Source organism: Bradyrhizobium sp. BR13661 (assembly GCF_029892425.1).
Classification (GTDB): Bacteria; Pseudomonadota; Alphaproteobacteria; order Rhizobiales; family Xanthobacteraceae; genus Bradyrhizobium.
Genome location: NZ_JARXWB010000009.1, coordinates 62,145 through 83,029 on the forward strand (window position 1 = coordinate 62,145; position 20,885 = coordinate 83,029).

The following is a 20,885-nucleotide window of genomic DNA, read 5'->3' on the forward strand; positions in this document are numbered from 1 at the left end:
GCGAAAAAGCCCTTCCTGTCCAAACGATTGTTGATCAGCCCTCGATGACCTCTGCGAGCGAATTGCGATCCGGCAAGGGTGACCGCGACGAGAATTTCCCCGTCGCGTCCTGGATCATTCATCCGCGTCATCGTGCCCTGATCCTGGCCTATTACAATTTCGTCCGCACCGCCGACGACATCGCCGATCACGCGAGCCTGCCGGCGGACGAGAAGCTTCGCTATCTCGACCTGCTCGAGGCGGAACTGCTCGGCAACGGTGATACCCAGGCTGAAGCCGTCACCTTGCGCCGCGCGCTGGCGGAGCGCGGGATGGCCCCGCGGCACGCGCTCGACGTGCTGATCGCGTTCCGCATGGACGTGACCAAGCTGCGCTACGAGACCTGGGACGAGGTCATCCACTATTGCCGCTATTCGGCGATGCCGGTCGGCCGCTTCATGCTCGACGTTCATGGCGAGAGCACCGCGACCTGGGCCGCGTCGGATGCGCTTTGCGCGGGCCTGCAGATCAACAATCACCTGCAGGACTGCGGCAAGGATTATCGCGAGCTCAACCGCGTCTATCTGCCGCGCGATGCGCTGGCAGCACACGGCGCCACGGTCGAGCAGCTGGGCCTTGCGCAGTCGCCGCCGGCAATGCTGGCTTGCCTGCAGGGCCTTGCGGTGCGCAACGAGGCACTGCTCAATGACGGCCGGTCGCTGGCCGCGGAGATCCGCGATGTCCGCCTCGGCGTCGACGTCGCGGTGATCCAGGCCTATGCCGATCGCATCGTGCGTCTCTTGAAGGTGCGCGATCCCCTGCGCGAGCGGGTGCATCTGAACAAGTTTGAATTGCTCATTTTCAGCCTGGCCGGCATCGCCGGTGAGCTCGGCCGTCGCGCGATCGGCCGCAAGGCCATCTCTCGTCCGGGGGCCGCCCATGACGCTTGAGGCGACCGCGCCCAGCGCCAATTATGGCTCGTCCGCATCGAACAGCTCCTTTTACGCTGCGATGCGCATCCTGCCGCGCGATCAGCGCGAGGCGATGTTCCAGATCTACAGCTTCTGTCGCCAGGTCGACGACATCGCCGATTCCGACGGTCCGCGCGATCAGCGGCTCGCCGCGCTTCAGCAATGGCGCAACGACATCGACGCGCTCTACCAGGGCAATCCGCCGCCGCGGCTGAAGGACTATGTCGCCTCCGTGAAGACCTTCGGGCTCAAGCGCGAGGATTTCCTGGCCATCGTCGACGGCATGGAAATGGACGTACCGCAGGACATCCGTGCGCCCGACATGGCGACGCTGGATCTCTACTGCGATCGCGTCGCCAGCGCGGTCGGACGTTTGTCGGTGCGGGTGTTCGGCCTGCCGGAAGAGGATGGCATCCTGCTGGCCCATCATCTCGGCCGCGCGCTCCAGCTCACCAACATCCTGCGCGACATCGACGAGGACGCAACGCTCGGCCGGCTTTATCTGCCGCGCGAGGCGCTGCTGCATGCCGGCATCACCTCCAACGATCCGAACCGCGTGATTGCCGAGCGCGCGCTGTCGAAAGTTTGCGTATCGCTGACCCAGCGCGCCAAGGCGCATTTCGAGAAATCGGACGAGATCATGAACCGCAACAGGCGCCGCGTCGTGCGCGCGCCGCGGATCATGTCGAAATACTACCATTCCATCCTGGACCTGCTGATCGCGCGCGGCTTCAATGCGCCGCGCGAGCCGGTGCGTGTGTCGAAGGTCACACGCATTTTGATCCTGCTCCGCTACGCTTTCATCTGATGCAGAACACAGCTCACATCATCGGCGCTGGAATTTCCGGCCTCTCCGCAGCTGTGCGGCTCGCCAATGCCGGCTACAAGGTCGCCGTGCACGAGGCGACGCACCAGGCCGGCGGCCGCTGCCGCTCCTATTTCGACGGCGCCACCAATCTCACCATCGACAACGGCAATCACCTGCTGCTGTCCGGCAACAGCCATGCGCGGGCCTATGCGCGCGCGATCGGCACCGAAGCCGGCCTCGTCGGGCCTGAGAGCGCGCAGTTTCCCTTCGTCGATATCAAGACCGGGCAACGCTGGCAGATCGATCTCGGTTCGGGCCGGCTGCCCACCTGGGTGTTCGACGAGGGCCGTCGCGTGCCTGATACCGGGCTCACCGACTATCTCAAGCTGGCGCCGCTGATCTGGGCGTCGGAACAGACGCTGGTCGGCAAGTCCATTCCTTGCGAGGGCACGCTCTATCATCGCCTGGTGCAGCCGTTGCTGCTCGCAGCCCTCAACGTTGATCCGCCCGAGGGCTCGGCCGGGCTTGCCGGCGCAATCGTGCGCGAGACGCTGCTTGCGGGCGGGCAGGCCTGTCGTCCGCTGATCGCGCGCGATGGTTTGAGCGCTGTGCTGATCGAGCCCGCCGTGAAATATTTGGCTGAGCGCGGCCACACCGTTCAGCTCGGTCACGAGCTCCGCTCCTTCGTCACCGCGGACGGCAAGGTCAGCGCGCTGAACTTTGGTGGCGAGGATGTGATCCAGCTTGCCGCAGCCGATGTGATCGTGATGGCGGTGCCGCCGCGCGCCGCCACGAGCCTGCTGCCGGGCCTGACCGCGCCGACCGAATTCCGCGCCATCGTCAATGCACATTTCCGCTTCGAGCCGCCGCCGGGTTCGGCGCCGATCCTGGGCGTGATCGGCGGCGTCGTGGAATGGCTGTTCGCATTCCCGAACCGGCTGTCCGTCACCATCAGCAATGGCGATCGTCTCGTCGACCTCCAGCGCGAGGAGCTCGCGCAGACGATCTGGGATGACGTCTGCAAGGCCGGCGGTGTCTCAGGCGAGCTGCCGCCGTGGCAGATCGTGCGCGAGCGCCGTGCCACATTTGCGGCAACGCCGGCCCAGAATGCCCTGCGTCCCGGGCCGGCCACTGCGCTGAAAAATCTGTTTCTTGCCGGTGACTGGACTGCTACGGGATTGCCTGCAACGATCGAGGGATCGGTCCGGTCAGGTGATCGCGCCGCCGATCTGGTGCTGGCCGCAAAGCGGGCTTGACGGGCAATGTCCCGGTCACTTTCAAATCGACGCCAGGAGCAATCGAGCGACATGGATTCCGTGACCGCGACCAGCCGCGAAGCTTTGGAATCGAGCATTGCGTCGGCCACGCAAGGCGTGCTCGGCTTCCAGCAACCGGACGGCCATTGGGTGTTCGAACTCGAGGCCGATGCCACCATCCCCGCAGAATACGTGTTGTTGCGGCACCATCTCGCCGAGCCCGTCGATGCGCAGCTCGAGGCCAGGATCGCCAACTATCTGCGCCGCATTCAGGGTGCCCATGGCGGCTGGCCGCTGGTGCATGACGGTGCCTTCGACATGAGCGCCAGCGTGAAGGCTTACTTCGCGCTGAAGATGATCGGCGATTCCACGGACAGCCCGCACATGGTGCGGGCGCGCGAGGCGATTCGTTCGCGGGGCGGCGCGGTCCACAGCAACGTCTTCACCCGCTTCACGCTCGCGATGTTCGGGGTCCTGACCTGGCGCGCGGTGCCGGTGCTGCCGGTCGAGATCACGCTGCTGCCGTTCTGGTTTCCGTTCCACATCAACAAGATCTCCTATTGGGCGCGCACCACCATGGTGCCGCTCCTGGTGCTCGCGGCGCTGAAGCCGCGCGCGCGCAATCCGAAGGGCGTCGGCATCGACGAGCTCTTTCTGGAAGATCCACGCTCGATCGGCATGACCCCCAAGGCGCCACATCAGAGCATGGCCTGGTTCATGCTGTTCCGCGGCATCGATGTAATCCTGCGCGCGATCGAGCCGATCGCTCCGAAGGGCCTGCGCCAGCGCGCAATCGACGCGGCGCTCGCCTTCATCGAAGAGCGGCTTAACGGCGAAGACGGCATGGGCGCGATCTATCCGCCCATGGCCAACATCGTCATGATGTACGATGCGCTCGGCAAGGACGAGACTTACCCGCCGCGCGCGACCACGCGCCGTGGTCTCGACAAGCTGCTCGTGATCAAGGGCGAGGAGGCCTATTGCCAGCCCTGCGTCTCGCCGATCTGGGACACGACACTTACTGCGCATGCGCTGCTCGAAGCCGGCGGCGACAAGGCGGTGCCTGCGGCCAAGCAGGGCCTCGATTGGCTGATTCCGAAGCAGGAGCTCGAGGTGAAGGGCGACTGGGCGGTGAAGCGGCCCAATGTGCGTCCGGGCGGCTGGGCGTTCCAGTACAACAATGCCCATTATCCCGACCTCGACGACACTGCCGTCGTGGTGATGTCGATGGACCGCATGCGCCGGGAGCACGGGGCGACCGGATATGACGCGGCGATCGACCGCGGCCGGGAGTGGATCGAGGGCATGCAGAGCGACGACGGCGGCTGGGCTGCCTTCGACGTCAACAATTTCGAGTACTACCTGAACAACATCCCGTTCTCCGACCACGGCGCGCTGCTCGATCCGCCGACCGAGGACGTCACGGCCCGCTGCATCTCGATGCTGGCCCAGCTCGGCGAGACCGCAAAGACCAGCAAGTCCGTCGCCGCTGGCGTCGCCTATCTGCGCAAGACCCAGCACCCGGAGGGCTCCTGGTACGGCCGCTGGGGCATGAACTTCATCTACGGGACCTGGTCGGTCCTGTGCGCCCTCAACATGGCCGGCGTCGACCGCAACGACCCGATGATGCGCAAGGCGGCCGGCTGGCTGGCCTCGATCCAGAACGAGGACGGCGGCTGGGGTGAGGATGCGGTGAGCTACCGGCTCGACTACAAGGGCTGGGAAGCCGCCCCCTCGACCGCGTCGCAAACGGCATGGGCCTTGCTTGCCCTGATGGCTGTAGGCGAGGTTGATCACCCGGCCGTCGCCCGCGGGGTGGAGTACCTGATTGCAACACAGAACGAAAAAGGACTGTGGGACGAGAGCCGCTACACCGCCACCGGCTTCCCCCGCGTGTTCTATCTGCGATACCATGGTTACCCGAAGTTCTTCCCGTTGTGGGCACTTGCGCGGTATCGGAACTTGCGGAATACCAACAGCAGGGTGGTAGGGGTCGGGATGTGACTTTGGGGACGGGGGAGTGTGTTACCGCGCGTCAAGCCGTTGATCCGCGCCCGATATTGATCGTGACCGGACTGGTCCAGGAGGCCCGCATCGCTGCTGGGCCCGGGATGGCGGTCATCTGCTCGTCCAGCAGCCCGACCCAGTTGCGCGCGCTCCTGACGGTCGTGGACCCCGTCTCGATCCGCGGCGTGATCTCGTTCGGCGTGGCCGGCGGGCTGGACCCGAGCTTGCGCTCCGGCGACGTCGTGGTGGCGACCGAGGTGCTCGCGGGCGATGCCCGCTGGGTCGCCGGCCTGTCGCTCGGCGGCGACCTCATCGACAAGCTGACCTCCGGCCGCCGCCGGGTGGTGCGCGGTTCTCTGGCAGGTGCCGAGGAAGTGGTCACGGGCAGGTCGGGCAAGGCCGCGCTGCATTCGGAGACCGGCGCCTCCGCCGTCGACATGGAAAGCCACATCGCCGCCGCCTACGCCACTGAAGCCGGCCTGCCGTTCGCCGCGGTCCGCGTCATCAGCGACCCCGCCCACCGCGCGCTGCCGGCACTCGCCCGCGCCGCGATCAAGCCGAACGGCCAGATCGACCTCGCCGCCGTCCTGCGCGGCATCGTCCGCAATCCCACGACGCTCCACGCGCTGGTCTCGACCGGCCTCGACTTCAACCGCGCGTTGCGCTCGCTTCGCGGCTGTCGCGATTTCCTGATCGGGACGGAGCTCATCGAGAGTGAAGCGCTGGTTTCGAACGCGGCCTGAGCTGGGTCTTCGAAACGAGAATAGCAAAAAGGCCCGGTCGCGCGACCGGGCCTTTTCGTTCGGAGTCCATAACCCGGATGGCGCGCGCTGTCGTGAAGCCTGCGCGTCGCGATCCGCTCACAAGGCAGCCATCGCTGCTTCCAGAATATCGAGAGCCTCGTCGAGTTCGGCGCGCGAGATCGTCAGCGGCGGGCAGAGCGTGACCACGTTGCCGCCGCCGAGCTTGAAGCTCAGGCCTGCCTCCAGGCAGCGATACAACAGGCGCTCCGCGCGTGCGTTGGCATCAAGCGTGTCGCGCCGGCCGATCTCGACGCCGAGATAGAGACCTGCGCCGCGCACCTCGGAGATCACGGGATATCGCTCTGCCATCGATCGCAGACGTTCGAGCGCGTGGGCGCCGAGGACACGCGCTGCGGCCAGCAGCCCTTCCTCCGCGATCACATCGAGCGTGGCCAGCGCCGCAGCGCAGCCGACCGGGCTCTTCTCATGGGTATAGTGGCCGAGCGCTCCCTCGGGCACCACGTCGAGATCGGCCCGCGCCACGATGGCCGCCATCGGCATGATGCCGCCGCCGAGGCCCTTGCCGAGCACGAGAATGTCGGGTGTCGTATCGGCCTGCTCGCAGACGAACATGGTCCCGGTGCGGCCGAGGCAGCTCGGTACCTCGTCGAAGATCAGCAGCGCCCCGTGCCGGTCGCAGCTCGCGCGCACGCGCGGCCAGAAGCCGGGCGGCGGCAGCTCGACCGTGGTCCAGCGCATCGGCTCCGCGATCACGGCCGCGACGTCGCCCTGCACCTCGAGGACATAATCGATGTAGTCGGCGAGGCGCTCATGCGCGCGGCCGTCCTGCCCGAAGAAGCGCGCGGCGAGTCCCGGCGGCGGCACATGCTCCGTGCCCGGCAGCAGCGGGCCGGCGCCGCGCCGGAACAGCGCTTCGCCGCCGACCGAGACGGCGTCGAGATTGGCGCCGTGAAAAGCATCCCACATCGACAGGGTCTTGTGTCGCCCCGTCGCGTAGCGGGCGAGCTTCAGGGCCATGCCGATGGCTGCCGACCCGCTGGGGGCCAGCAACACTTTCTCTAGCTTCCCGGGCGCCACTTCGGCGAGGCGCCGGGCGAGGTCGATGGCGGATGTGTTGGTGTAACGGCGCGGGCAGAAGGGCAGGGTATCGAGCTGCGACTTGATGGCCGCGACCACGCTTGGATGACCGTAGCCGACCTGATGCACGCTATTGCCGTGGAAATCGAGGATGCGCCGGCCCTGGAGATCGACGATGTGGCTGCCTTCGGCGGCAGTCGCCACGTTCAGGCACGGCGTCGACAGCGACTGTCGCAGGAACCAGCGTTCATCCTCGTCGAGCCATTGCTGAGTCTGCGCGTCGATATGGCGTTTCTGAAACGCCCGTCGCTCCGCCGACAGATTGACGTCGCCCTCGGCAGCGCTCATGTCGGACGAGCTCATGGCCGCTCTCCGCTGGCCAGTCGGCCCTCGATCGCCGCGATCACCGGGAGGATGTCGGCGACGCCGTCGATCACGTAATGGGCGCCGGCATCCGTCAGCCGCTCGACTGCGGCCGCGCGGCGCTCGGCGAAGGCTTTCGGCGGCAACGCCGCGGTGTCGGCCAGCGACAACCCGAACACATTGCCGGTGACGGCAACGCCGACGGTCCAGCAGCCGCCGTTGAGGCCTTCCTTGATCCCGACCTCGGTGTCGTCGACCTTGACGCAGCTCCATGCCGGCCAGACGGCGAGCTCCAGAAAGGCTTTGTAGAGCATGAACGGCGTCGGGCGGCCGTCGGGCGTGTCTCCGGTGCAAACGATGCTGTCAGGTGCATAGCCTTGCGCGGCTGCGACCGGAATGACCTCGGCCATGATCTCGCGCGTGTAGCCCGTGCTCGAGCCGATCTTCAGGCCGCGGCGCCGCAAGGCCGCGACAGCCTCGGTCACGCCCGGGATGACGTCGGCGTAGCGGGCGGCGACCTCGACATTCATCGGTACGAAGACGTCGTAGACGGCGTCGATGTCCGCTTCGGTCGGCTCGTGCCCGTGCTTGTCGCGCCACGCGGCGGCGATCCGGGGCAGTCGCATCAGCGCGGCGATGTGGGGGCGCTTGGCCATGCCCATCGGCCCGCGCGCCTCGTCGACGGTGATCGTCACGCCGAAGCGCGCGAATGCCTCGACGAACACGCCCATCGGCGCCAGCGAGCCGTGGTCCACGGTCGTGCCGGCCCAGTCGAACACCACGGCCCTGACGTGCTCGAATGTATCGCTCATGTGGCTCGGCTCCCGGACGTCAGTTCGTCGATGACTTCCTCGGCGATCGCAAACGAGGTGCTGGCGCCGGTGCCGCTGGTGATCATGACGAGGCGCACAGCGTCAGATGGGCGATCGACCAGCATCAGCCGGTCGGACGCCGAGGCATAGGTGCCGATCCAGCGCTCGCGGATGACGGGTGTTGGCCATGCCAGCACCTGGCGGAATTCGTCCATGATCAACTCGTCCACCGTATCAGGACCAAACGGGTCCGGCGTCGCGTCGTAATGGTGGGAATCGCCGACGACGAGCGAGCCATCCTCGCTCTGCACGGCGATCAGATGCACGCCGTTGGCCAGATGCTGTCCTTGCTCGGATTCGAGTCGCTGCTTGAGCGCGGCCGCCTCCGGCAGTTCGGCGTAGCCGAGATAGCGCACGAGGCCGAGGTCCGACATCACAGCCGCGTTGAAGCGCGGCGCCGCGCTTGCCGACGCGACCCGCAGCATGTGCAGCTTGCAGCGCACGAGCCCATAGGCGCTGATGCGTTCCGGATAGAGGCCGAGGAAATCGTCGCCGGGGCAGACCACGCAGAGCCGGGCGCGGACCGGCCCCCGCGTGGTCTCGATCACCGGCGGCGCGACCTCCTTGGCCAGCGTCTGATACAGGAAGGTGACACCATGCACCTCGGCGAGCCACTTCGCCAAGGCCGGCACGGCGATGCGCGATTCCACCCGCAAATCGTGCGGGCTCGCCAGCACGGCTTGCAGATCGTCGGTCCGCAGCATCGGGAAACGGCGGCCCGCTTCAGTCGGGCTCAGAAGCTCGCACCCCTCGCCCATCTCGGTGCTGCGGAACGCCTCGAGCACCGCTGCGGCTTCCGGTCGCCGCACCGCAACCGCCAGTCCGGCATGCTCGATCCTGATGCCCGCGGCCGGGGCCACTTCGGCCCAGACCTGCCGCGACCGCATCGCCCGCTGCCAGCACTGGCCGCGTTGCTGCCCGGTGACGGTGACGAAGCCGAAGTTGCGGATCGAGGCGCCGTTTGCCCTTGCATCGCGCTCGATGACCATGACCCGCAAGCCCCGGCGCACGCCCGCAAGCGCATGGGCGAGACCACAGATGCCGCCCCCGATAATTGCCAGATCGAATTCGTTCCCGGACACGCTCACCGTTGTCTCCACATCTGTGCTCGCGCAAGATAGCCCTGCGTGAGTAACATATAGATGGCGCGTGTGAAGGCCGCCGTGGCGAACACCACCATGGCCATGGCTGCCGCCGGGGCCACGTCGCCCGCGTCATCCATGTTGAGCACGGCGATCGCCGCAAGCGTCGTGTGCGGCGCGTAGATGAAAACCACCGCGGACACGGTCGTCATCGCGTTCACGAACAGATACATGGCGATATCAAGCACGGCCGGCAGGCAGACCGGCAAGGTCACGCGCATGAAGGTACGCCAGAACGGCACCCTGAGCGATGCCGAAACGGTCTCGAACTCCTGGTCGATCTGCTTGAGCGCCGTCACTGCGGTCAGGTGCGAGACCGAGTAGAAATGCGAGATGGTGCAGATGACGAGGATGGCCATCGTGCCATAGATGAAGTTGAGCGGATTGGCCGGGTTGTTGAAGAAGAAGATGTAGCCGAGGCCGAGCACCAGCCCGGGAACGGCCAAGGGAAGCAGTGCGAGAAACTGCACGAAGCCTCTGATGGCACGAAAGCGCGGGGTCTTCTCGACGAGGTAGGCGCCGGTGAAGATCACCGCGGTCCCGAACAGCGCGGTGAGGCCGGCCATGACCAGCGAGTTGAAATAGCTGCGCCAGCCGCCGCCATCCATCATGTCGAAGTCGAAGTTCTTGAAGCTGGGCGTCAGATTGTAGGGCCAGAACGTCGCGATCGAGGCGAAGAACGACACGCCGAGCATGACCAGGATCGCGAACGCGATCAGGGAGCAGATCGCCAGTATCGCGCGATCGATCGTGGCGTCAGGCTTGGGCGCATACGGCACGGCGCGCGCGGAGAGCAGCGCCAGCTGCCGCCGCTGCATCAGCTGATCGACGACGAAGGCCACCGCCGCCGGCAACAGCAGGATCAAGCCGACCACCGCGCCCATCCGGAAATTCTGTTGCCCGACCACCTGCTTGTAGATGTCGGTCGCGAGCACGTTGAACTTGCCCCCGATGACCTTCGGCACGCCGAAATCGGTGATCACAAGGGTAAAGACGACGAAGATCGCACTGATCAGTCCGTAGCGCGCGCCGGGGATGGTCACCGTCCAGAAGGTGCGGTGCGAACTTGCCCGCAAGGCTTCTGCGGCCTCGTACAGACGCGCGTCAGAAATCGCCAGCGCTGTGGTGATGATGATGAGCGCATGCGGGAAGGTCCAGAACACCTCGCCCATGACGATGCCGATCGGACCGTAGATCGATGCGCCGAACAGCATCCATTTGACGAGGCCCTGGTTGCCGAACAGGTAGACGAGGCTGATCGCCGGCAGCAGCGAGGGCGCGAGAATCGGGATCTGCGCGACGATGCGGAACAGCCCCCGCCCGGGCATGCAGGTGCGGGTGAGCCCGTAGGCGTAGACGAAGGCGAGCAGAACGCAGATGAAAGTGCTCAGCAGTGACACCCAGACCGAGTGCCAGATCGAATCGGCGAGCGCGGGATTGGCGAAATAGGCCTGGAAATTGGCGAGGCCGACGAAGCTGCCATCAGCCGCCTGGAAGCTCTTGGACAGCAGCGCGCAGAGCGGCAGCAACACGGTGACGATCAACCAGAGGCCGAGCGCCACGACCGCGCCGCGCATGATCCAGTCGTCGCGCCCGAGCTTCTGCCGCAGCTGCGCGATTCCAGCGGCACGGTCCGGCAGACTGAGCGTCTCGGTCGTCATCGCTGCTGTCCCGTGTCAGGCCGTCGCGGAGCGCGGCTGGGCAAAGACGCGCAGCCGCTTCGGCGGCAGCGCCACCTCGATGGTCGCGCCCGATGAAATGCCGAGGTCGCGCACGGCGTTGATGGAAAAGTCGGCCGAGAAGTTCAGATTCGTGCCGCTCGCATGCAAGGTCGTCGCGAAATGATTGCCGATGAATTCCATCACGCCGACCTGGACCGACAGGCGATTGTCCGAATGCTCGCCGATGTCGCGCACCACCACGTCCTCCGGCCGAAGGCAGACCGTGACGGCCGCGCCCTCGGCGAGCGGCACCTCCTCGCTGAAATCCAGCACGGCCCCGCTGACGACAGCGCGCTTGCTGGTGACGATGCGCCCCTCCAGAAAGTTCATCTTGCCGACGAAGTCGGCGACGAAAGCCGTTGCTGGGTAGCCGTAGATCTCGTCGGGCGTGCCGACCTGCTCGATCCTGCCATGGCTCATGACCACGATCCGGTCGGACATGGTGAGCGCCTCCTCCTGATCGTGGGTCACCATGATCGTCGTCAGCTTGAGACGTTGCTGCAGATCGCGGATCTCGCCGCGCAGACGCGCCCGGACGCGCGCGTCGAGCGCGGACAGCGGTTCGTCCAGCAGCAGAAGGCCGGGCGATAGCGCCAGCGCGCGGGCGAGCGCGACGCGCTGCTGCTGTCCGCCCGAGAGCTGGGCCGGATATTTGTCGGCCTGCTCGGGCAGGCCGACGAGTTCGAGAAGCTCCTTGACCCGTTTGTCGATCGCGATGCGAGGCGTGCCTGTGGATACCAGGCCGTAGGCGACGTTGTCCTTGATCGTCAGGTTCGGGAACAGCGCATAGGACTGGAACACGATGCCGAAGTCGCGCTTGGCAACCGGCAGCGTCGAGATGTCCCGCCCGCCCTGATGGATCGACCCGGTGGTTTGCACGTCGAGGCCGGAGATGGCGCGCAGCAGCGTGGTCTTGCCGCAGCCGGAAGGCCCCAGGAACGAGACGAACTCGCCCGGCATGATGTCGAGATCGACAGTATCGAGCGCGGTGAACGCGCCGAACTTTTTCGACAGGTTGCGGATGCGGAGATAGGGCACCGTCGTCGGCATGCTGTCCATTGTACTGTCCCGCATAGACCGGCGCCCATGCACTGCCGGGTTCGTGCTCCGAGAATCCCGGGCGGGATTCTCAATTCAGGTCCCTCAGTTCAGGTTGTTCAATTCAGGTTCTTCAGTTTTTGGGCTCGGACTTGCCGTCGTAGCGCTTGCTCCACTCCGCCAGGATCTTGTCGCGGTTCTCCGCGGCCCAGGTGAAGTCGTTCTTGATCAGCATCTTGCCGATGTCACCCTGGATGAACTCCATGGAGCTTGCGATGCCCGGCAACGCGACGATGGCGAAGTTCTCGGCGTAGAGCTTGTTGGCCTCCGGCGTCGCCGCCCAGTCGGCCAGCTTCTTCGCCGCCTCGGCCTCCTTGGTCGTCTTCATGATGCCGATCGCCTCCATGTCCCAGCCGAGGCCTTCCTTGGGCAGGACAATGCTGATCGGCGCGCCGCCCTTCTTGGTCTTGTTGGCGCGATATTCGAACGAGAGGCCGATCGTGTACTCGCCGGCGGCGGCCTGCCGGCACGGCTTGGAGCCGGAATGGGTGTAGGCCGCGATGTTCTTGTGCAGCTCGTCCATGTATTTCCAGCCCTCGTCCCAGCCGAACATCTGGAGCCAGGCGGAGACCATCAGAAATCCGGTCCCCGAGGACGCCGGGTTCGGCATGGCGATCTGTCCCTGATAGACCGGCTTGGTCAGGTCGGCCCAGGAGGCGGGCTCCGGCAGGTTCTTCTTGCCCGCTTCGACGGTGTTGACGCAAGAGGCCGATGCCCAGACGTCCATGCCCACCCATTCCGGCACGGCGGCGGGATCGCGCATCTTGGCGTCGACCTTGTCCAGACCGGCTGGCGCGTAAGGCATCAGCATGCCTTCCTTCTGCAGCAGCATCAGCGAGGTTGCGGCAAGGCCCATGACCACATCGGCCTTGGGGTTTGCCTTCTCGGCAAGGAGCTTTGCGGTGATGATGCCAGTGGAGTCGCGGACCCAGAGGATGTTGATGCCGGGATTGGCCTTCTCGAAGGCGGCCTTGTAGGGCTTGATCTGGTCGGCCTCCAGGGCCGTGTAAACGGTGAGGTCTGCCGCGCGAGCTGTCGTAGCGAGGCAGAACATGGCGGCGGCGATCGACGCAACAGCGCAGCGCAGACCGCTTGTCGTGCACGGATTCATGTCGGGCTCCATCGATGTTGGCCAGGGGCCGGCGCCATCAGGGCAGGGAACCCGGTATTGTTAGATGACATTTCCGACACGTGCATGTCGGATTTTGTGCACGGCGCGCCTCGATTGCCCTGTTTCTGCACATCTTGAGTGCAGTCTCGGCTTGAGTGCACTGCAACTTCGGGCGCGGGGGAGGCGGTCGCCGGGCGTTATTGGCGGCCGGCCTTTTCTTTGTTGAAGTGCGTGGGCCGACTTTGTCGCCCGCCAGCATGACTTCGTAGGGCGGGTTAGCGTCAGCGTAACCCACCCTACGGGCTGGTGCGTCTCACGAAACGCCGCGCGCAACAACTCGACATGATCCGTCAGCAACGATAGCTTTCGCTCCGCAGATTGACGGTGAAGAAAGAAGCATCCACCCGAAACAAGTTGCGAAATGACGCTCCGAACGCGAGCCCTCCTGTCCGCGATCACCGTGTTCTTGGTGGCCGTTGGATTTATGTACGCGACCGCGCTAGCGCCTAGTCAGTCATATTCGATTATATTTGCCGGCCTCGCTTTTTTCTTTCTTATTCCGGGAGGTTTATGGGTGAGAAGCATCTATAGGTGTCCCGTTTGCGGCACATCCATATTTGAACGAGAAGGTTTGCTTACTGCATTTTGGCCCGCGGAGACTTGCGCAAGATGTCATTCCGATCTGCGGAATCGTTAGTCCGTAGGACGGGTTGAGCCCTTGTGAAACCCATCGCTTCCCGATCACCGCTCTCCGTAATCGAGGCTGTCATCCGCTAGCTGCCAAGCTTCACGTGACGATGAAATTAGGACGGTGCCGCGACACCAGTGCGATGGGTTTCGCGAAGGGGCTCAGCCCATCCTACTGTCGGTGCTTTTGCTGTTGCGTCGATCATTCCCAACGAGGGGCCGGCGGTTTCTTACCGAGGTAGAACTTCGTTACGGTGAATATTCCTTCGCTATTCATGGCACCATCCAGACGCGCGTCCAGATTTACGAATGGTCGATCATCGATCCCTTTCGGGTTTGACGTCAGATACACGTGGATTGTCAAAGGAAGTGAAAGGGGCTCATCCTCTTTGCCTTCGACTGCAACGTCGACGGTGAATCCATCTGGATAGGCAGAACCATTTCCTTTGTTTTGCTCCTTCGCGTCACGATATTTCCCGGGTGCCGCCTGCTTTGTACGTGCGAGAATGGCCTGCTGTCCGATCTTGAGGACATCGCGCTGCCACGCGACGTTCCCGTTTTCCAGTTTCAAAAGAACCAGGGCCGTATCGCACCATTTGCCGTCGACTTCCCACAACAGATACGAGTTGTCCCTGGTCCAGCGGGAAGGAGCAAGACTGATATGATTTGCGTGCTCGTAACCCGTGATTGCCTGAATTTCAGCGAGCACACGCCCTGTTTTGGTTTCGATCAGGCTGTTGTGCGGATTGGGCGTATCCAAGCCAGGCACTGTTACGCCGTAACGATGATCCGGTGAGAGAGTGATGTCAGGAATTGTGTAGCCCGTCGGGGCGGTTTGCGCGGCGGCCGTGTCAATTGCGGCAGCCACCATCCCACTGAAACACAACATGACGACAAGTCGAGTAGCCGCTCCACCATTCATCGATGATCTCCAACCGAATGTTGGCACCAGGCCCCCGACACATCGTGCGTGAGCCCAATCAGGAATGACGGTGCAATCAACCAATAGCCCCGTTCGACGCCGCATCACCCTAGCTCCACGAACGGACGGCATCAACATCACGCCGGCGCAAGTTTCACCTAGGCGGCGGAGCATCCGCAAGCGCTTCGACCTGACATGAAAGGGCCGCCCGTTGAGGCGGCCCTCTTTATGATGATCACCACGATCACGCCGACACAAGTTCGTAGGTGGGTTAGCCCCGCGGATTGCGCGAAGCGCAAACCGCTTGGCGTAACCCACCTCTTTTGTCTCCGCGTCAAGAGAAGTGGTGGGTTACGCCAAGCAGATGCGCGTCGCGCATCTACTTAGCTAACCCACCTACGAGCTTCATCTCGTCGCATATTGGCGGATCATATGGCCGCCATCGACGTCGAGAACCTGGCCGGTCAGGAAGGTGTTGGTCGCAGCGAACAGCACGGCATTGGCGATCTCGCCGGGTTCGCCGACGCGGCCGAGCGGCAGGCTTTCGCCGGTGCTGCGGAACATGGCCTCCCGGGCATCTTCAGGCATCCCGGCATAGACGTCGGTGCGCACCATGCCTGGCGAGATGCAATTGACCCGTATCCGGGGCCCGAGTTCGAGCGCGAGCGCGCGCGTCAGCCCCTCGACCGCCCCGAGCCCGGAGCAGTTCAGGCCGGGGCGTCGGCTCAACACGCCCGAGAAGAAGGTGATCGATCCGCCGGTGTTGATCCGCGACAGGCAAGCCTGGGCGACGCCATAGGGACCAAAGAACTTGCCGTCGAACATGCGGCGGACATCGCTCAGGGGCATTTCGGCGAAGCGACCATGGCTGGACGAGGCGGCGGTGATGACGAGATGGTCGAACGGATCGAGCGCCTCAGCCCATTCCGCCACGGCGACCGCATTGGTCATGTCGACGCTGGCCCAGGGCACGCCACCCAACTCGTCCGCGACGCGCACCAGCTTGCGCGCATCGCGGGCCACCAGCGTCACGGCGAGACTGGCCGCAACAGCCGCTTCCGCAGTCGCCCGCCCGATGCCGCTCGAACCGCCGACGATCACCATGCGCTGTGGCTTCGCGGCGCTGACACGATTTGGATTGTTTGAGCTCATGGCGGATCTTCCGGGTTGGTTGAAGGGTGTTTTATTCCCGCCGCAGCCGGGCGAAGGCGATGTCGCGGGGGTGTCCGCGCTTGGTGACGAGGTCGATCCACAGCATGGCAAGCGGTTCGAGCAGCCGCGCGGCACGGAGCGGCCCCGCATCGATCGGCTCGAAGCCGAGATCGGCGACGAGGTCCATTACATCTGGCTTGCGCGCCTCGTCGTCGCCGGCAACGAACATCATCGATCTGGGCTGGAACGCGGCCGCATGGGCCATGTTTTCGGCGCCGGTCTGGTTGAGCGTCTTGAACACGCTTGCTCCGGGTGCGCATTTGGCGATCTCCTCGCCGCCCGAGGTTTCAAATCCGAGAGTGAGATGCAGCCCCTCCGGCCCCATGCCGAGCGGATTGGTGCAGTCGATCACGATCGCGCCGGAGAGGTCGCCCAGCGCCTCCAGCGCGGGCTTCGCCGCGGCGTAGGGAGTGGCCAGCACCACGATCTCGGCGTCGCGCCGGTCGCGGGCGGACTGCAGCCGTTCGCGCGGCAGGCCTGCATGTTTTGGATGGTCAGGATCGGAAACGCCAAACCGGACATCATGTCCGCAGGCGAGCCACGCCTTGCCAAGCGCTGTGCCGACATTGCCGGCGCCGATGATGAGAATAGGTTTGGTCATCGCCGCCACTCGACGCCCGTGTCCGCGTAATGGCGCATCTCGACGATCTCATCGACGAAGGCCTTGATGGCCGCAAAAAATGGCGGGAAGTGCGGCCCCTTGCGAAATTTCTGGAGATGATCGGCGGTCGACGTCCAGCGGATGCGCAGGGTGTAACTGGCCGGGTCCTCCTCGCAGCGGGTGAGATCGAAACCGCGGCATTCGGGCGATGCCTGCAAGCTCTCGGCCGCTACGCGATAGGCAGCGACGAGATCGTCTCCGCTGTGCTTGGTCAGGGTGTAGCGAATATATTCAACAGTCACGGACGAGCCTTTGAGTGATCGCAGCTCTGCACGACGTCAGAGCCGCCCCGGGGAATGTCTGTCCGAGCTAATAGCCTTTGCTCCTATATGCATGGAAATGATATCCATTCATTATGGATATCGATAAGAACAATATCAGGCGCCTCGACTTCTCCCTCCTCCTGATCTTCGACGAGCTGGTTCGCCACAAGCGCACGACCGTGGTGGCCGACCGGCTCGGTCTCAGCCAATCGGCGGTCAGCCACGCATTGACGCGGCTGCGCGACCTCTTCGACGATCCGCTGTTCTCCCGCCGACCCGATGGTTTGACGCCGACGCGGCGCGCGCTCGAGCTCGCGCCCAAGGTCCGCGAGTTGATGCGGCGGGCGCAGGAGGTCGTCGGCGGCGCCGACGACTTCGATCCGGCGGTATCCGACAGGCAGTTCAGGCTGGCGGCCAACGATCTCGTGGCAACGTTGATCGGGCCGCTTCTCCTGGAAAAGCTGGCGATTGAGGCTCCAGCGACGCGACTGGTCAGCCGCTTTGCGGTCGGGCAGGCCGCCTTCGAAGCGCTGCGCAAGGACGAGATCGATCTTGCGATCGGCCGCTTCTACGAGATCCCCGACGACTTCGAGACGGACATCCTGTTGCAGGAAAGCTTCTCAGTCATCGCGCGCCATCGCCACCCAAAACTCGCGGAGACGCTCGACCTTGCAACCTATCTCGATGCCGATCACCTGCTCGTGTCGTTCCAGGGCAGGCTGGCAGGCATCGTCGATGAGACGCTCGCCACGCAGGGACTGAAGCGCCGCGTCCGCGCCAGCGTGCCGATGTTCCTGACGGCGTTTGCCGCGGTCGCCGGCAGCGATCTCGTCGCAACCGTGCCCGCGCGCCTCGCCCAGCGCTTCGCGCCCACCTTCGGCTTGCGCGTGTTGCCTCCGCCCTTGGCCATCGAGAGCTTTCCGGTCAGCCTCGTGCGGCTTGCCGCGATGAAGTCCGATCCCGGACTGTCCTGGCTCGTCGGACGCATCCGGCAGATCGCCGATGCGCTTCGCTGAGAACGAGCCGCGAGGCGGATCGCGAAGACCATGACGTCGCGCGTCGCATATGGCGTCCTGCCCGCGCCCCGAAACAGCCAGCATGGCATAATGCCACTGTTTTGCCCGACGGGTCAAACAATTTTCGAAAAATACGAAATAGCGCAGATCTGCGCGGTCGACTGACGGTGCCGCTGGTTACGAAAACGAACACGCGCCGCCGATGCCGTGGTCCTTGCCGGTTTGCTGCTGATTTGCTCGACGCTGCAATGGCCTAACCGAGCGAACCTCGCTGTGGCGGGCAGCCGCGCCTCTACTGTGCATGGGGTTGTTTTTTCACTTTTTCCCGGAGCGCGAGGAGGAGAGGGTATCGCCCGCGCTTCGCCAAACAAAACAAAAGGCCCGCTCGCCATCGGCGACCGGGCCTTTGTTCGTTCGTGCCGACTTGCGTGCTTACGCCGCCGTCGAAGCCTTCCGCGCCGCCTTCGCCGCAGCAGCCTCGGCTTCGTCCTTGCGGATCTCGGAAAGCCGCTTCTGCACTTCAGCCGAGAAGATGTACTGCGCCGGGCGCTGCTTCGACATGTCGATCTCCGGCGCCATCGGGCCAGTGGTCTTGATGCCGCGCAGCGACACCCACATTGCCTTGATCGGGTTGTTGAGGGCTGCGGTCGCCGCCGTCGGCTCGTAGCCGCAATGGGCCATACAGTCGGCGCACTTCTCGTACTTGCCGGTGCCGTAGGTCTCCCAGTCGGTCGTGTCCATCAGCTCCTTGAAGGTCTTCGCGTAGCCTTCGCCGAGGAGGTAACAGGGCTTCTGCCAACCAAAAATGTTGCGCGCGGGCATGCCCCACGGCGTGCACTCGTATTCCTGGTTGCCGGCGAGGAAGTCGAGGAACAGGCCGGAGTGCATGAAGTTCCACTTCTTGCCCTTGCCCATCGCAAAGACGTCGCGGAACAGCTTCTTGGTCTTGGTGCGGTTGAGGAAGTGCTCCTGGTCCGGCGCGCGCTCATAGGCGTAGCCGGGCGACATCGAGACGCCGACGCCGAGCTCGACGGTGAGGTCGAGGAATTTCGCGATCTCCTCGGCCGGATGGCCGTCGAAGATGGTGGCGTTGACGTTCACGGTGAAGCCGCGTGCCTTCGCCGCCTTGATCGCGGAGACGGCGCGGTCGAACACGCCCTGCTGCGACACGGCCTTGTCGTGATGCTCGCGCAGGCCGTCCAGATGCACGGAGAAGAACAGATACGGGGAGGGCTCGAACAGATCGAGCTTCTTCTCGAGCAGCAGCGCGTTGGTGCAGAGCGAGACGAACTTCTTGCGCGCGACGAGGCCGCGCACGATCTCGCCGATCTCCTTGTGGATCAGCGGCTCGCCGCCCGGGATCGCCACCATCGGCGCGCCGCACTCGTCGGCCGCGTCCCAGCACTCCTGGGCGGTCATGCGGCGGTTGAGGATCGCATCCGGATAGTCGATCTTGCCGCAGCCGACGCAGGCGAGGTTGCAGCGGAACAGCGGCTCCAGCATCAGCACGAGCGGATAGCGCTTGCGGCCAAGCAGTTTCTGCTTGAGCAAATAGCCGCCGATACGCATTTCCTTGAAGAAGGGGATTGCCATTACACGTTTCTTTCTGGGCTTGAAATTCGGTAGGTCAGCTTGCAGCCAGTTCGGCCGGAAGCCGGAATTCGATGTTTTCCTCGCGGCCCGGGAGCACCGACACCGTCACCGGTCCGATCCGCCGCAGCGCTTCGATCACGTCATCCACCAGCACCTCGGGCGCCGAGGCACCGGCCGTGAGGCCGACGGTCCTGGCACCCTTCAACCACTCCGGATTGAGCTCGCTTCCATCGGCGATCAGATAACTCGCGACACCGGCCTCAGTGCCGATCTCGCGGAGCCGGTTCGAGTTCGAGCTATTGGCAGCGCCCACCACCAAAATCACGTCGACCAGCTTGCTCAAGTCCCTTACCGCAGATTGGCGGTTCTGTGTCGCATAGCAGATATCCCGGATGTCCGGGCCTTGAATATCTGTAAATTTCGCCTGAAGGGCCTCGATAATGCCCCTGGTGTCGTCGACCGATAGGGTGGTCTGGGTGATGTAGGCCACTGGCGTACCGGCCGGCAGCGCCAGCGCCTGGGCCTCGTCGACGCTCTGGACCAGCAGAACGGGGCCGGGAACCTGGCCCATCGTGCCCTCGACCTCCGGATGGCCGGCATGGCCGATCAGGATCAGGGTGCGGCCCCTGGTGATGTAGCGCTTCCCCTGATTGTGAACTTTCGTGACCAGCGGGCAGGTGGCATTCAGCACCGGAAGGTCGCGCTCGGCGGCCTCATCCTCGACGCTGCGGGCGACGCCATGGGCGCTGAAAACGGTCACGGCCTTCGGCGGAACTTCCGACAGTTCCTCGACAAAGATCGCCCCCTTGTTCTTGAGGCTCTCGACGACGTATTTGTTATGAACGATCTCGTGGCGCACGTAGACGGGCGGGCCGTATTTCTCCAGCGCCCGCTCGACGATCTCGATCGCGCGCACCACGCCCGCGCAGAAGCCGCGCGGCTGCGCCAGATAAACTTCCATTGGACGCCCATCACGCAAGTTGCACCATCTAGCTCAATTGTCCCGGCGGCACCCCGATACGGGACCAATGTTGCAATATCCGCACCATTGGCTTTCGCAACCGCGGTAACCGCCCACCCCAATCTGGGCCCCGGCGCATGCAGGCACAGCATTTTGTGTCAAAAAATCGGCGAAAAGGAAAGGTGGGATGCGCCGCGGGTTCCTCGGAGGCTCGATTTTAGGTATTATAATGTTGCCAATTGTGTGAGCAGGACGGCGACGTGTCTGCTCACCCCTTCGTCACGTTACTGCCTCAAGTCCCCGGCTATACCGGCCGCCCCGCATGATTTTGCCATGGTCTGTCGCCGTTTACTTCGAACCTTGTTCCGGCGAGAACGACCCAAAACGGCAATAGGTTTCGC

General features: G+C 64.4%; 18 protein-coding genes. 6 read left to right on the plus strand and 12 right to left on the minus strand.

What is annotated here, in order from left to right:
* Positions 1–44 precede the first annotated feature (44 nt).
* Genes hpnC through M2427_RS16835 form a run of 5 tightly spaced genes read left to right on the plus strand, consistent with a single transcriptional unit; the run spans position 45 to position 5,764 of the window.
* Entirely contained in the window at positions 45–929 is an 885-nt protein-coding gene (gene hpnC, locus M2427_RS16815; RefSeq protein WP_280707548.1) for a squalene synthase HpnC, read from the plus strand.
* The gene (gene hpnD / locus M2427_RS16820) at positions 919–1,758 is read left to right on the plus strand and encodes a presqualene diphosphate synthase HpnD (protein WP_280707550.1); all 840 of its coding nucleotides are present in this window, start codon (positions 919–921) and stop codon (positions 1,756–1,758) included. Before hpnC ends, hpnD begins: the two co-directional genes overlap by 11 nt.
* Positions 1,758–3,014 (plus strand): hydroxysqualene dehydroxylase HpnE, encoded by a 1,257-nt coding sequence (gene hpnE, locus M2427_RS16825; RefSeq protein WP_280707551.1) that lies wholly within the window; start codon positions 1,758–1,760, stop codon positions 3,012–3,014. Before hpnD ends, hpnE begins: the two co-directional genes overlap by 1 nt.
* A 51-nt stretch (positions 3,015–3,065) precedes the next feature.
* Entirely contained in the window at positions 3,066–5,018 is a 1,953-nt protein-coding gene (shc, locus tag M2427_RS16830; protein WP_280707552.1) for a squalene--hopene cyclase, read from the plus strand.
* On the plus strand, positions 5,015–5,764 hold the full coding sequence (locus M2427_RS16835) for a phosphorylase (protein WP_280707554.1): 750 nt from the start codon (positions 5,015–5,017) through the stop codon (positions 5,762–5,764). The genes shc and M2427_RS16835 overlap by 4 nt, the downstream gene beginning before the upstream one ends.
* A 117-nt stretch (positions 5,765–5,881) precedes the next feature.
* Here M2427_RS16835 and M2427_RS16840 read toward each other — a convergent pair whose 3' ends face one another.
* From M2427_RS16840 to M2427_RS16885, 10 genes are all read right to left on the minus strand, one after another.
* Positions 5,882–7,225 (minus strand): aspartate aminotransferase family protein, encoded by a 1,344-nt coding sequence (locus M2427_RS16840; RefSeq protein WP_280707555.1) that lies wholly within the window; start codon positions 7,223–7,225, stop codon positions 5,882–5,884.
* Positions 7,222–8,037, minus strand: coding sequence for a phosphonoacetaldehyde hydrolase (gene phnX / locus M2427_RS16845; RefSeq protein ID WP_280707556.1), 816 nt, complete (start codon positions 8,035–8,037; stop codon positions 7,222–7,224). Before phnX ends, M2427_RS16840 begins: the two co-directional genes overlap by 4 nt.
* Positions 8,034–9,185, minus strand: a complete 1,152-nt coding sequence (locus tag M2427_RS16850; protein WP_280707558.1) for a TIGR03364 family FAD-dependent oxidoreductase — start codon at positions 9,183–9,185, stop codon at positions 8,034–8,036. The genes phnX and M2427_RS16850 overlap by 4 nt, the downstream gene beginning before the upstream one ends.
* Complete coding sequence (locus M2427_RS16855; RefSeq protein ID WP_280707560.1) at positions 9,182–10,900, minus strand: putative 2-aminoethylphosphonate ABC transporter permease subunit; 1,719 nt, start codon at positions 10,898–10,900, stop codon at positions 9,182–9,184. The genes M2427_RS16850 and M2427_RS16855 overlap by 4 nt, the downstream gene beginning before the upstream one ends.
* A gap of 15 nt (positions 10,901–10,915) precedes the next feature.
* Positions 10,916–12,019, minus strand: a complete 1,104-nt coding sequence (locus tag M2427_RS16860) for a putative 2-aminoethylphosphonate ABC transporter ATP-binding protein (RefSeq protein ID WP_280707561.1) — start codon at positions 12,017–12,019, stop codon at positions 10,916–10,918.
* A 112-nt stretch (positions 12,020–12,131) separates the two neighbouring features.
* Complete coding sequence (locus M2427_RS16865) at positions 12,132–13,169, minus strand: putative 2-aminoethylphosphonate ABC transporter substrate-binding protein (protein ID WP_280707562.1); 1,038 nt, start codon at positions 13,167–13,169, stop codon at positions 12,132–12,134.
* Between the two features lie 889 nt (positions 13,170–14,058).
* A complete protein-coding gene (locus M2427_RS16870) occupies positions 14,059–14,778 on the minus strand; it encodes a hypothetical protein (RefSeq protein ID WP_280707563.1) in 720 nt (239 codons plus the stop codon).
* A gap of 405 nt (positions 14,779–15,183) precedes the next feature.
* Entirely contained in the window at positions 15,184–15,930 is a 747-nt protein-coding gene (locus M2427_RS16875; RefSeq protein WP_280707564.1) for an SDR family oxidoreductase, read from the minus strand.
* A gap of 31 nt (positions 15,931–15,961) precedes the next feature.
* Positions 15,962–16,591: an NAD(P)-binding domain-containing protein gene (locus M2427_RS16880; protein ID WP_280707565.1), complete on the minus strand. Its 630-nt coding sequence runs from the start codon at positions 16,589–16,591 to the stop codon at positions 15,962–15,964.
* Positions 16,588–16,893 (minus strand): antibiotic biosynthesis monooxygenase, encoded by a 306-nt coding sequence (locus M2427_RS16885; RefSeq protein WP_280707566.1) that lies wholly within the window; start codon positions 16,891–16,893, stop codon positions 16,588–16,590. The genes M2427_RS16880 and M2427_RS16885 overlap by 4 nt, the downstream gene beginning before the upstream one ends.
* Positions 16,894–17,006: 113 nt before the next feature.
* On the opposite strand from M2427_RS16885, the gene M2427_RS16890 reads away from it, so the two are divergent.
* On the plus strand, positions 17,007–17,930 hold the full coding sequence (locus M2427_RS16890; RefSeq protein WP_280707567.1) for a LysR family transcriptional regulator: 924 nt from the start codon (positions 17,007–17,009) through the stop codon (positions 17,928–17,930).
* A gap of 432 nt (positions 17,931–18,362) precedes the next feature.
* Here the strand turns inward: M2427_RS16890 and hpnH are convergent, their stop codons facing one another.
* Positions 18,363–19,523 (minus strand): adenosyl-hopene transferase HpnH, encoded by a 1,161-nt coding sequence (gene hpnH, locus M2427_RS16895; protein WP_280707568.1) that lies wholly within the window; start codon positions 19,521–19,523, stop codon positions 18,363–18,365.
* 34 nt (positions 19,524–19,557) lie between these two features.
* Positions 19,558–20,484 (minus strand): 4-hydroxy-3-methylbut-2-enyl diphosphate reductase, encoded by a 927-nt coding sequence (gene ispH / locus M2427_RS16900; RefSeq protein WP_280707570.1) that lies wholly within the window; start codon positions 20,482–20,484, stop codon positions 19,558–19,560.
* Between the last annotated feature and the right edge of the window lie 401 nt (positions 20,485–20,885).